The organism is Gordonia marina (assembly GCF_052036135.1).
Taxonomy (GTDB): domain Bacteria; phylum Actinomycetota; class Actinomycetes; order Mycobacteriales; family Mycobacteriaceae; genus Gordonia.
Window position 1 is genome coordinate 1 of the sequence record NZ_JBPSDN010000005.1, and the last position, 12785, is coordinate 12785.

Sequence of the window (12785 nt, forward strand, 5' to 3'; positions counted from 1 at the left end):
GGTCCTGCCGGGCCTCGACCGCCAGCCGCGTCGCACGCTCACGCAACTCGTCCGGGTACTTCCGTGGTGCTGCCATGACTCTCATCCTCCGTGAGTTGAGAACCTCCACTGAACCCGGGGCGCTTCAGTGTGTCAGCCGGTCCCGCAGGCCGAGCCGGTCGACGACGGTGTCGAACCACTGCTGGTCCACCTCGCGCCCGGCGATGTCGAGCGGCAGCGTGATGTTCTCGTGCGCGGTCAGCGTCGGAACCAGGTTGAACGCCTGGAAGACGAAACCGATCCGGTCGCGGCGCAGCCGGGTCATCTCGTTGTCGGAAAGTCCCGCCAGCGTGACGTCGCCGATCCGGACGGTGCCCGAGCTGGCGTCGTCGAGCCCCGCCAGGCAGTGCATCAGGGTCGATTTGCCGGACCCGGAGGGCCCCATGATGGCGGTGAACTGGCCTGCGCCGAAGGCGATCGAGATGTCGTTGAGTGCGTTGACGACGGTATCGCCCGATCCGTAGATCTTCCTCACGTGCTCGGCACTGGCGGCGACGGTTGCCCGGGAAACCTCTGGAGATTGCGTCATGGTCACCACGGTTCCAGATGCCGGTATGTCGCGCCAATGGGGGACCACCCCCAAAACGGCCCGTAACCGGGCGGTCCGCGGTCCGGATATCCACGGCGGCCTTAACCGAGGGTTACCAGAACCGTCCGCGTTGGCAACTGCCGGGAAATATCCGGGAAACGCGTGGTTCCTATGTTTGGCGAACCCACCGCCGACGATGGCTACCACCGACCAGAGGAATACCCATGACCAACGCGGAAATCCAAGAGTTTCCGATACCGGAGATAGCCAAACACGCCGCGGGCGAGAGCGTGATCAAGCCCGGCTACGCGCCGTCACTGACCAACGAAGACCTCGCGCCTCTGAAGAAGCAGACGTGGACCTGGTACAACATCTTCGCGTTCTGGATGTCCGACATCCACAGTGTGGGCGGCTACGTCTTCGCCGGCAGCCTGTTCGCGCTCGGGATCGCCGCGTGGCAGGTACTCATCGTGCTGGTGCTCGGCATCGTCGCGGTGAACTTCCTGGCCAACCTGGTCGCGAAGCCATCGCAGCAGGCCGGCGTCCCCTATCCCGTCACCACCCGTATCTGCTTCGGAGTGAAGGGCGCCAACGTACCTGCCATCATCCGCGGCATGATCGCGGTGGTCTGGTACGGCATCCAGACCTACCTCGCCTCAACGGCATTCGGCCTGCTGGCCATCAAGTTCTGGCCGTCGCTCGCCGAGTACGGCGATTCCGGCACCCACTCGTTCCTCGGGCTCTCGCCGCTGGGCTGGGCGGGCTTCGCCATCATGTGGGTATTGCAGGCGGCGGTCTTCTGGAACGGCATGGACACCATCCGCCGATTCATCGACTTCTGCGGGCCCGCAGTCTATGTCGTGATGGTGCTGCTGGCCGGCTACCTGATCTACCGGGCAGGCTGGAGCAACGTGCACTTCGACCTCTCCGAAGGCTCCGAGTTGAGCGGCTGGTCGTCGATCACCATGATGATCTCCGCGTTTGCCCTGGTCGTCTCGTACTTCTCCGGGCCGATGCTGAATTTCGGTGACTTCTCGCGCTACGGCAAGACCTTCAGCGAGGTCAAGAAGGGCAACTTCTGGGGCCTGCCGGTGAATTTCCTGTTCTTTTCGGTGCTGGTCGTCGCCACGGTGTCGGCCGGCGCCACCGTGATCGGCAAGGACGACAGCGGCAAGATCATCACCGACCCGGTGCACATCGTCGACAAGATCGACAACACCACCGCCGCAGTCCTCGGCGTGCTGACGTTCGCGATCGCCACCATCGGCATCAACATCGTCGCCAATTTCGTGTCGCCCGCCTTCGACTTCTCCAACGTGGCGCCGACCAAGATCACCTGGCGGGTCGGCGGCATGATCGCCGCGGTCGGCTCGGTGCTGATCACGCCGTGGAACCTGTTCAACAGTCCGACCGCCATCCACTACACGATGGACACGCTGGGCGCCGTGATCGGTCCGCTGTTCGGCATCCTGATCGCCGACTTCTATCTGGTGAAGAAGCAGAAGATCGTCGTCGACGATCTGTTCACCCTCAAGCCCGACGGCCGCTACGCGTATCGCAAGGGCTGGAATCCGGTGGCCGTGATCGCGGTTGTCATCGCCTCGATCCCGCCGATCTCGGTCGTCATCTGGGGCACCGCCTACGCGGCCAGCTTCACCTGGTTCATCGGTGCAGGCCTCGGCTTCGTCGTCTACCACGCCGGCATGCGGTACACGCCGAAGAAGTACCTCTACGGCGACTACGCCGAGGACGGCGGGCACCACTCCGACGATACGACCCCGGCCATGTCGGCTACGTCCGCCTGAGACGCTCGGGTGCCCGGCACCGGATCCGCACTCGCCCGAGCTCGCGAGACGGGCTGGATGCCCCCAGACGACGACGCCCCGGTCACCGCTGGAAGCGGGAGACCGGGGCGACGTCGAATCGTGGTTTAGGCCTTATCGGCCTCGTCGAGGCGGGTGACCAGGGCGTCGAGCTCGGACTGCAGACCGGCCGGCAGCCGATCGCCGACGAACTCGTACCACTCCTCGATGGTGGGGACCTCGGCCTTCCACTCGTCGACGTTCACCGCAAGGGCCTCGTTCAGGTCCTGCTCGGAGACGTCCAGACCGGTCACGTCGATCTCACCCGGGGCGGCGACGATGCCGATCGGGGTCTCGATGCCCTCGACCTTGCCCTCGATGCGGTCGACCATCCACTTCAGGACGCGGCTGTTCTCGCCGAAGCCCGGCCACAGGAAGCGGCCGTCGTCGCCGCGGCGGAACCAGTTCACGTAGAACACGGCAGGGAGTTGCACGCCCTCGCGCTGCCCGACGTTCAGCCAGTGCTGGAAGTAGTCGCCGACGTGGTAGCCGAGGAACGGCAGCATGGCCATCGGGTCGCGGCGGACGGCGCCCACGGTGCCCTCGGCGGCGGCGGTCTGCTCGGAGCCGACGGTGGAGCCCATGAAGACGGCGTGCTCCCAGTCGCGGGCCTGGGTGACCAGCGGGACGGTGGTCTTGCGGCGGCCGCCGAACAGGATCGCCGAGATCGGCACACCCTGCGGGTCGTCCCACTCCGGGGCCAGCGTCGGGCACTGGCTCAGCGGGGTGCAGTAGCGCGAGTTCGGATGCGCCGCCTTGGTGCCGGACTCCGGGGTCCAGTCGTTGCCGAGCCAGTCGATGAGATGGGCCGGGGGCTCGCCCATGCCCTCCCACCAGACATCGCCGTCGTCGGTGCGGGCGACGTTGGTGTACAGGGTGTTGCCGGCCTCGATGGTCTTCATCGCGGTCGGGTTGGAGTCGTTGCTGGTGCCGGGGGCGACGCCGAAGAAGCCGAACTCCGGGTTCACCGCGTACAGGCGGCCGTCCTCACCGAAACGCATCCAGGCGATGTCGTCGCCGACGGTCTCGGCGCGCCAGCCCGGCAGCGTCGGCTGGATCATGGCGAGGTTGGTCTTACCGCAGGCCGACGGGAACGCGGCGGCGATGTAGTAGACCTTGTCCTCCGGGCTGATCAGCTTAAGGATCAGCATGTGCTCGGCCAGCCAGCCCTCGTCGTGGGCCATCGCCGAGGCGATCCGCAGCGCGTAGCACTTCTTGCCGAGCAGCGCGTTACCGCCGTAGCCCGATCCGTACGACCAGATCACCCGGTCCTCCGGGAACTGGACGATGTACTTGTCCGGGTTGCACGGCCACGGCACGTCCTCCTGGCCGGGCTCCAGCGGAGCGCCCACCGAGTGCAGGGCCTGCACGAAGAAACCGTCGTCACCCAGCAGGTCGAGCACCGGGGTGCCGACGCGCGTCATCACCATCATCGAGAGCACCACGTACTCCGAGTCGGTCACCTCGACGCCCAGCTTGGGGTCGTCGGCGCCGAGCGGGCCCATGCAGAACGGGATCACGTACATGGTGCGCCCGCGCATGCAGCCGCGGTACAGCTCGGTCATGGTGGCGCGCATCTCGGCCGGATCCACCCAGTTGTTGGTGGGGCCGGCGTCCTCTTCGGTCTTGCTGCAGATGAAGGTGCGCGACTCGACGCGGGCGACGTCGGCGGGGTCGGAGAGAGCCAGGAACGAGTTCGGCTTCTTCTCGTCGTTCAGCTTGACCATGGTGCCGGCCTCGACCAGCTGAGCGGTCAGGCGATCCCACTCCTCGTCGGTCCCGGCGACCCAGACCACCCGGTCGGGCTGCGTGAGCTCGGCGACCTCCGCGACCCAGGCCAACAGGCCGGCGTGATTCGTGGGCGCGCTACCGGCTTCCAGGCCGGGAATGGTCGCAGCGGTCATTGAGTGTCTCTCCTCGTATTGCTGACTCCGCGCAGTTCACCACGCCTGCACGGTCGCCAACATGATACCGCCGGGAGGCACCAACCGGACACATGCCCCGTCCCCGATGGGACCCGCGTGCCCGGTGAGGCGTCAGCCGAAGCGTCCCAGCTGTGTCGGCTGCCATACCCCGGTGGCCGGATCCAGATCGCTCACCGCGCAGTGCCCGGACGGATCCAGTTCGGTGATCCGGTCCACCCGGCCGTCCAGATCGGTGTCGGTGTAGACGGTCAGATGCGCGGCGGTCCCCCTGGTCAGCGAATCGGCGACGCCGTCCGCGTCGGCATCGAGCTGCGCCGGCCCCAGATCCCAGACCGAGCCCCCGTCGAACAGCCACAGGTGGTCGTCGAGCGGGTGCCCGCCGGACCCGCCCGCAGCGCCCTGACCACTGTCGTTGAGAGATTCCTCACCCGTCAGATCAATCCAGTCGTTCATGGCCCACTCCTTCGTTTCTAGAAGGTTGGACGCACCAGCGGGCCGTTCGGTTCCACGACTCGCGGGTGAGTTCGGCTTCGGCCGCCCCGATCAAGCCGGCGACAGCGTGTTCCAGACCGCCGCGGACCGCGGCGACGGCCTCCGCGGTGGAGCGTCGTGCGGCGGACCGCGTGGCCGCCTGCCGCCGGACGGCGACCACCCCGGCGGCGATCGCCAGCCCCACGAGCACCGTCAGTACGGTGCCCGGCGCACCCAGTCCGGCCCACCGCACCAGCGGGGCGACGGTCACCCGGCCGAGCCCCAGACCGGCGGATCCGCCCAGCGCCAGGACCACCAGATCCTCCGGAGACAGCCGCCGGGCGGGGGCATCGGGCACGACGACGTCCGCGGTCCCCGACGGCGACGGCGACGGCTCCGGCACCCGCACCCCGGCCAGCGCGGCGGCCCGGACGTGGTCGACGCCGCCGCGTACCTCGGCGTCGACGCGATCCCGGTACTCCGTCAGCGTCCCGGCCAGCCACGCCCGGTACGGATCGGCACCGCCCCGGCCCAGCCGCTCGCACGCGGCATCGGCGAGCCTGGTCACCTCCAGGGCACCGGCGCGGATGTCGGCGGCGGCCTGCGTGCGCACGGCGGCCAGTCCGGTCCGGGCCCCGGCCAGGCGCTCGGCGCGCAACCGGGCGCGGGCGCGCTCGGCGCCGGCGGGCGACGGCGCGGGGTCCGGCGGCCTGGGGGTCGCCGACGGCTCGGCGGTCTCCGCCGGTTCAGCGGCCTCGGCCGGGTCCGGGTCCGCACACCAGGCGGCCAGCGCCGTCAGCCCGGATCCGTCCCGGTCGCCGGCGCGCGCGGCCTCCAGCGAGACCGCGAAGACCGGCAGCCGGTGCCGCGGATCCAGCGCGTTCCGGGCCGCCGCGAGCCGGCGCGGCCAGTCCGGATCGAGACCGGCACCGACACCGACGAGCGCCACCTCGCGCGCCGGCCCGCCCGGCTCGGGCGCCCGCAGGCCGGCGAGCAGCGCACGTTCGGCGGCACCGGCCGTCGTCGTCAGGTCCAGGGCCAGCAGCGCGACCGGCGGCCCGGTCCCGGGCAGGAGAACGGCCAGCTCCGCCGGTTCGGCACCGGCGAGCCCGGCCACCGTCACGACGTCCGCGCCGCTCATCGCGGCACTCCACGCATCGCCAGCCGCGCTTCGACGGCGTCCCGGCCGGGGCCGCGGGCCGCCAGCACCGTCGACTCGGCCCGGTGGCGTCGTTCCCGGGCGGCCGCGATGCCCGGCGCGCAGGCCCGGATCGGTCCGACCAGCGCCGCGAAACCGCTGCGCGCCCGCACCGCCGCCGTCATCGCCTGCCCCGTCATCGCCTGCCCCGTCATCGCATCGGGGCCGAGCCGCGGCGAGCGCGCGGCGGCGGCCAGCGCGCACGCCAGGCCGGCCGGGCCGAGTTCGCGGAGCGCGCGGTCCCGCAGCGCTCGGTCGGCGGCATCGCGGGCCGCATCCGGGAAGGCCACCGCGGGCACCGGGACCCGTTCACCTGCGCCGGCCCACCGGCACAGCGCCGCGGCCAGGCCGTCGTCGATCCGGGCCGCCGCGAGGAGCCCGGACACCGGATAGACCGGGCGGCCCAGGGCGACGGCGGCCGCCTCAGCGAGTTCCCGGGCACGCTGGGGATCACGGCGCAGGTCCGCCTTCCCGGCGACCACCACGCACGGCCGTCGTTCCCCGGCGAGAAGCTCCCGGTCGCAGTCCCGCGCGACCGCGCCGAGCACATGCACCACCAGATCGGCGCCGGGATCATCGCCGGCCGCCGCCCACACCCCGAACTCGGTCCGCAGGCCCAGCGCGACGGTGTCCCGTCCGCCGCCGGGATGGCCGGTCACCACCGCGGTCAGCGGTGCGCGCCGGCGTCGTTCCAGCTCATCGGCCGTCGTTTCGGTCATGCCAACCTCCCCCGAGTCAGCCCGTCCGGCCGTGCCGGACGCCCCTTGACGACGCTACGCGCCCCGCCGGTTCGGGTGTCGGATATGGCTAATGGCGCAGAATGCGCCACGATGGAGCGGTGAACACCGACGCCGCCGCGCCCGGCGCCCCCGACAGCGACCGCTCCCGCCTGTACCCGCGCGTCACCAGCTTCCGCTTCCGGCGCGGCAGCCTGACCGCCGGACAGCAGCGCAACTGGGAGACGCTGTGGCCCGTCCTCGGTCGCGATCTGCGTACCGGCCCGGACCGCGCCGACGAGCCGCCTCTCGACGCCGGGGAATGGTTCGGCCGCCGCGCACCGCTGATCATCGAGGTCGGCAGCGGTACCGGCATCTCCACCGCGGCGATGGCCGCCGAGGAGCCGGACGCCGACGTCGTCGCCGTCGAGGTGTACCAGCCCGGCCTGGCCCAGTTGCTCGGCCTGATCGACCGCGGCGGCCTGACGAACGTCCGGATGATCCGCGGCGACGCGACCGTGGTGCTGACCGAGCTGGTCGGGCCCGACTCGCTCGACGGTGTCCGCGTCTTCTTCCCGGATCCGTGGCCCAAATCGCGCCATCACAAGCGCCGCTTCCTGCAGTCGGGCACCATCGAACTGATCGCCGACCGCCTCAAGCCGGGCGGCATCCTGCACATCGCGACCGATCACGCCGACTACGCGCAGTGGATCGCCGAACTCCTGGCCACCCAGGATCCGTCCCGCCCGCACGTGATCCCGCTGACCTACGACAGCCCCATCCTGCTGGAGCGGCCCACCACCAAGTTCGAGGGCCGCGCCGAGCGCGAGGGCCGCGAGGTCAACGAGTTCGTCTACGTCAAGCCCGTGCCGCGCGACAAGCCGGCCGCCGACGACACCCAGGAGGATCCGGTATGACGCCCACGGCCGACCTGAGCCCCACCCTCACCGGCACCAGCCCGGCCCGGCGCGTCCTTCTGGTCTGGGACGCCCCGAACATGGACATGGGTCTCGGCGGAATCCTCGGCGGCCGGCCGACCGCCGCGCATCGGCCCCGGTTCGACGCCCTCGGCCGCTGGCTCCTGGGCCGCACCGCCGATCTGGCGGAGACCAGCGAGGAGCCGGTCGAGCCCGAGGCCACCGTCTTCACCAACATCGTCCCGGGCAGCGCCGAAGTGGTGCGCCCGTGGGTGGACGCCCTGCGCAACGTCGGTTTCGCGGTCTTCGCCAAGCCGAAGATCAGCGACGACAGCGACGTCGACCAGGACATGCTCGACCACATCGCGCTGCGCGAGCACACCACCGGCCTGGCCGGGGTCTTCGTGGCCTCCGCCGACGGGCAGGCGTTCCGGGAACCGCTGCTCGAGCTGGCCCGGCAGGGCGTGCCGGTCACCGTCATCGGGTTCCGCGAGCACGCGGCATGGGCGACGACGTCGACCGAACTCGAGTTCATCGATCTCGAGGACATCCCGGCCGTCTTCCGGGAACCGCTGCCGCGGATCAGCCTCGACGCCCTGCCCGACGACGGCGCCTGGCTCACCCCGTTCCGGCCGCTCAGCGCTCTGCTCAAGTAGTCCCACAAGGGCTTTTCTCAGGCTCGCCTGCAAGAATGCCCGACGGGGTTTTGTCCGCGAGAAGGAAGGAACCGGCGTGTTCGGATCCATCGGCTCATTCGTGTACCGGATGCGCTACACCGTCATCGCCGTATTGATCGTGCTGATGGGCGGCCTCGGCATCTACGGTCTGGCGCTGCCGAAGTACCTCTCGCAGAGCGGCTGGTTCGACCCGACCTCCGAGTCGGTGACCGGTTCGGTGATCGCCGACCAGTCCCTCGGCCGCGACCACAAATCCGACGCGCTGCTGGTCATCACGCCGCCGAAGGGCACCGCGATCAGCGATCCCGCGTTCGGTGCGAAGGTCGAGAAGATCGTCGACGACCTGGTCGCCAAGTACCCGAAGATCATCAGCCGCGAGAGCCCGGACGATCCGAGCGACACCTCCAAGGCCGGCCTGCTCGATCCCTTCCCGGACGGCACCGGCGCCGGCGCCACCGCGCAGCAGCTCAAGCGCGACCGGATGTGGAACCTCAAAGAGAACGTCGGTTTCATCTCGATCGGCATCGTCGGCAACGACGACACCACGATCCTCAACAACTACAAGACCATCGAACCCTTCTTCGACAACCTGTCCGAGAAGTACGACATGCCGGGCACCACCTTCGAGCTGGCCGGCCTGCAGCCTATCGCCGGCGCGATGAGTCACGGCATGGAACAGGACATCCACCGCGCCGAACTGATCGCGCTGCCGGTGGTCGCGGTGATGCTGCTGTTCGTCTTCGGCGGCATCGTGGCCGCCGTGCTGCCGGTCCTGATCGGCGGTCTCACCATCGCCGGATCGCTCGGCATCATGACGATCCTGGCCCAGATCACCGAGCTGAACGTGTTCGCCCAGTCGGTGGTCACGCTGATCGGCCTGGGCATCGCCATCGACTACGGCCTGTTCATGGTGAGCCGGTTCCGCGAGGAGATCGCCGAGGGCTACACCGTCGAAGCCGCGGTCCGAAGATCGGTGATGACGGCGGGCCAGACCATCGCGTTCTCGGCCACCATCATCGTGGCCGCGCTCGCCTGCCTGCTGATGTTCCCGCAGCCGTTCCTCAAGTCGGTCGCCTACGGCGCGATCGCGTCGGTGGCCTTGGCCGCGCTGCTGTCGGTCACCGTGCTGCCGGCCATCCTGGGCATCCTGGGACGCCGGATCGACGCGCTGAGCGTGCCCGCCCTCAACCGCACCAAGACCCGCGAGGAGATCGAGAACGGCTTCTGGGGACGTCTCTCCGGCTGGGTGATGCAGCATCCGCTGCAGACCGCGATCCCCACCGTCCTGCTGCTGCTCGCGCTGATCATCCCGTTCGGCAACATCGCCTTCGGCGGTATGAGCGAGGCGTACCTCCCGCCGAACGACCCGCACCGCGTCGCGCAGGAGCACTTCGACAAGTACTTCCCGGCCGAGCGCACCGAGGAGATCAAGCTGGTCGTCGTCTACAACCCGGACGACGAACAGGCGACGGCCAAGATCCAGGCCATCGCCGACGAGGCGAACAAGGTCCCCGGCTTCACCAAGAAGTTCTCGCCGACCACCGACGGCGGCGGCCTGCAGGGGTCGTACTACAACAACCCGGACAGCGGCTACGCGGTGCAGCAGATGTCGGCCGGTCTGGCCGATCGCACCACCGCCGCCGAGGCGATCCACGAGCTGCGGTCGATCAACAATCAGGGTCTACGCGTCTACGTCGCGGGTATGCCCGCGCTGACCCAGGACTCGATCGACTCGCTGATGCGGCTCCTGCCGTACATGGCGATCCTGCTGGTCCTGGTGACCGGTCTGTTGATGTTCCTGGCGTTCGGCTCGATCATCCTGCCGATCAAGGCCGCGCTGATGTCGGCGCTCGGCCTCGGTTCGACGCTGGGCATCCTGACCTGGATGTTCATCGACGGGCACGGCGCGACGCTGCTGAACTACACCCCGGGCCCGTTGTTCGCGGCCGTCCTGGTGCTGATCATCGCGATCGTCTACGGCCTCTCCACCGACTACGAGATACTCCTGCTCTCCCGCATGGTCGAGGCCAGACAGCAGGGGGCGTCGACCACCGAGGCGATCCGCGTCGGCACCGCCCTGACCGGCCGCATCATCACCGCGGCCGCCGCCATCCTGGTGGTGGTGACCGGCGCGTTCGGCCTGTCGAACATCGTGATGATGAAGTACATCGCCTTCGGCATGATCGCCGCGCTGATCCTCGACGCGACCGTCATCCGCATGCTGCTGGTGCCGTCGGTGATGAAGCTGCTGGGTGACGACTGCTGGTGGGCCCCGCGCTGGATGCTCAAGCTGCAGCGCAAGATCGGCCTCGGCGAGACGATTCTGGAAGACGACCCGGCCTCGAAGGAGGTGGCGGTGGTCGCCGCCGGCAGCACCAGCGCCGGGGGCGTGGTGGCCGTCGCCCAGGCCGAGACCACCCAGTTGCGGGCGCAGCCGCAGGCCGATCGTCCCGCCGCCGGGCAGGCCGAGCCGCGCGGACTGCGCGCCCTGGCCCGCCGCGGCCGGAAGGACCACGACGCCGAACCCGACGTCGTCGCGGCGTCCCCGGCCGACGACGCCGACGAGGCGGCACCGCCGTCCGGGCCGTCGATCGCCCATCCCGCGAACCCGATGTCGGGCGAGCATCCGCTGGCCGAAGGGCACCTGGAGGATCTGGTCGACGATCCGCGCGCGTCGGACACCGGCGCGGCGGCCCGCGGCGGCGCCGGACCGGACACCGGTTCGTGGCGCCTCGGCGCGGGCGGGGTCCGGCTGGGCAACCGCGATCTGCGTCCGCGGCCGCAGCCGCCGACCGGTCCGCAGCGCAGGCCCGCCACGCAGCCCGGTCAGCCCCAGCCGGCCCCGCGGCCGCAGGGACCGGCCGGTGCTCAGCAGCCGGCGACCCAGCAGCCGACCGCGCAGCGGCCCGTCGCGCCGCGACCGCGCCCCCAGCGCCCGGCCGCACCCCCGGTCCAGCCCGCCCGGCCGCAGCCGGCCCCGTCTGCCACCCAGCCGCCGTCCGGTCCGCAGCCGGCCGCCCCGCAGCCGCCGGTGACGCCGCGGCCGCAGTCCGGCCCCTACCCGGGCACCGCGCCCGCGGGTCCGCCGACCATGCCGCCGCAGTACGGGCACCCGGCCGAGACCACGTCGCGGGAGCGGCGCGCCGACCGGAACGACCAGATCAGCGTGCAGGATCTGCTGCGCCGCAGTCGCGGTCAGGACACCGACGGCGACTGAGCGGTTGGTGCCGGGCGTTCCTGTGACACAAGTGTCGCGTGTCGAAAATTCATCGACGGTATGCCATTCGACAATTTTCGACACGCGACACTAGGGTGCTGAGCATGGCCGACGAGACCGGAGACGCCGACGGCCAGGAGGCACCGGCCAAGCGCACCTGGAACTGGAAGCGCTGGCTCCGCATCGGCACCCCGATCCTGATCGTGGTGATCCTCGGGGTCGAGGCCTGGATCGCCTGGCCGCACATCGCGCCGACCTGGCACGAAGGCCACCCGGGCAGCCGGCTGAGCGACATCCGCTGGTGGTGGGTGGCCGCGTGCATTGTCGCCGCCATGCTGTCGATGGACAGCTACGCGCAGGTGCAGCGCGTCCTGATGCGGTCGGCCCATGTCCGGGTCCGCCAGCGCGAGTCGCTCGCGGTGATCCTGGCGTCCAACTCGATCTCGCAGACCATGCCGGGCGGCCAGGTGTTCGCGCCGGCGTTCATCTACCGGGAGAGCCGCAAGTGGGGCGCGTCCCCGGTGGTCGCCTCGTGGCAGCTGGTGATGTCGGGTCTGCTCGCCGGTGCGGGCCTGGCGGTCCTCGGCCTGGGCGGAGCTCTGCTCGCGGGCGCCAAGACCAGCGCGTTCTCCGTCTTCTTCAGCGTCGCCGTGTTCATCGCCTTCGTCGTGGTGATGCAGTACATCGCGTCGCGGCCGGAGATTCTGGAGGGTCTCGGCGTCCGCATCCTCGGCTGGGTCAATCACATGCGCGACAAGCCCGACGATCACGGCGTGGCCCGGCTGCACCGCATTCTGGCTCAGCTGCGCGCGGTCCACCTGAACAAGCGCGACGGTGCCAAAGCGTTCGGCTGGAGCCTGTTCAACTGGGTCGCCGACGTCGCCTGCCTGGCACTGGCCTGCTACGCCCTCAACGCGCACCCGGGCTTCGCCGGCCTGATGGTCGCCTACGCGGCGAGCAAGGCCGTCGGCAGCGCGATCCCGCTGCTGCCGGGCGGCATCGGGGTCGTCGAAGCCGTCCTCGTCCCCGCCCTGGTGCAGGCCGGGATGTCGACCGCCGACGCGTTTCTCGCGGTGATCCTCTACCGCATCGTCAGCTATGTGCTGGTCTCCGCGATCGGCTGGGTGGTGATCGCCATCCGATACCGCGCCGAGATCAAGTCCCGCGACGACATCCAGCACGAGATGGCCCGTGAGGAAGACGACTTGGGCGCCGGGCCCGAGAGCGCCTGAGG

At 70.1% G+C, this 12785-nt stretch carries 9 protein-coding genes and 1 pseudogene; 5 read left to right on the forward strand and 5 right to left on the reverse strand.

Going from position 1 to position 12785, the window contains the following annotated elements; all coding sequences use genetic code 11:
• Positions 1-127 precede the first annotated feature (127 nt).
• Positions 128-568: pseudogene (locus ACSEEN_RS03890) on the reverse strand (ABC transporter ATP-binding protein); the annotation flags it as partial.
• A 224-nt stretch (positions 569-792) separates the two neighbouring features.
• Here ACSEEN_RS03890 and ACSEEN_RS03895 point away from each other — a divergent pair.
• Complete coding sequence (locus ACSEEN_RS03895; RefSeq protein ID WP_440712366.1) at positions 793-2373, forward strand: NCS1 family nucleobase:cation symporter-1; 1581 nt, start codon at positions 793-795, stop codon at positions 2371-2373.
• Positions 2374-2498: 125 nt separating this feature from the next.
• On the opposite strand, the gene ACSEEN_RS03900 is transcribed toward ACSEEN_RS03895, so the two are convergent.
• From ACSEEN_RS03900 to ACSEEN_RS03915, 4 genes are all read right to left on the reverse strand, one after another.
• Positions 2499-4334, reverse strand: coding sequence for a phosphoenolpyruvate carboxykinase (GTP) (locus ACSEEN_RS03900; protein WP_247865419.1), 1836 nt, complete (start codon positions 4332-4334; stop codon positions 2499-2501).
• A 132-nt stretch (positions 4335-4466) separates the two neighbouring features.
• Positions 4467-4808, reverse strand: a complete 342-nt coding sequence (locus ACSEEN_RS03905; protein ID WP_440712367.1) for a DUF6802 family protein — start codon at positions 4806-4808, stop codon at positions 4467-4469.
• The gene (locus tag ACSEEN_RS03910) at positions 4792-5967 is read right to left on the reverse strand and encodes a hypothetical protein (RefSeq protein WP_440712368.1); all 1176 of its coding nucleotides are present in this window, start codon (positions 5965-5967) and stop codon (positions 4792-4794) included. The genes ACSEEN_RS03905 and ACSEEN_RS03910 overlap by 17 nt, the downstream gene beginning before the upstream one ends.
• Entirely contained in the window at positions 5964-6743 is a 780-nt protein-coding gene (locus ACSEEN_RS03915) for a hypothetical protein (RefSeq protein ID WP_440712369.1), read from the reverse strand. Before ACSEEN_RS03915 ends, ACSEEN_RS03910 begins: the two co-directional genes overlap by 4 nt.
• A gap of 101 nt (positions 6744-6844) precedes the next feature.
• Between ACSEEN_RS03915 and trmB the strand changes: the two genes are divergently transcribed.
• From trmB to ACSEEN_RS03935, 4 genes are all read left to right on the forward strand, one after another.
• Positions 6845-7657 (forward strand): tRNA (guanosine(46)-N7)-methyltransferase TrmB, encoded by an 813-nt coding sequence (gene trmB / locus ACSEEN_RS03920; protein WP_440712370.1) that lies wholly within the window; start codon positions 6845-6847, stop codon positions 7655-7657.
• On the forward strand, positions 7654-8313 hold the full coding sequence (locus ACSEEN_RS03925; RefSeq protein WP_247865424.1) for an NYN domain-containing protein: 660 nt from the start codon (positions 7654-7656) through the stop codon (positions 8311-8313). Before trmB ends, ACSEEN_RS03925 begins: the two co-directional genes overlap by 4 nt.
• Positions 8314-8389: 76 nt before the next feature.
• Positions 8390-11551 carry an MMPL family transporter gene (locus ACSEEN_RS03930; protein WP_440712371.1) on the forward strand — a complete coding sequence of 1054 codons (3162 nt, stop codon included), beginning with the start codon at positions 8390-8392 and terminating at the stop codon, positions 11549-11551.
• Between the two features lie 104 nt (positions 11552-11655).
• Complete coding sequence (locus ACSEEN_RS03935) at positions 11656-12783, forward strand: lysylphosphatidylglycerol synthase transmembrane domain-containing protein (protein ID WP_247865426.1); 1128 nt, start codon at positions 11656-11658, stop codon at positions 12781-12783.
• Positions 12784-12785 lie beyond the last annotated feature (2 nt).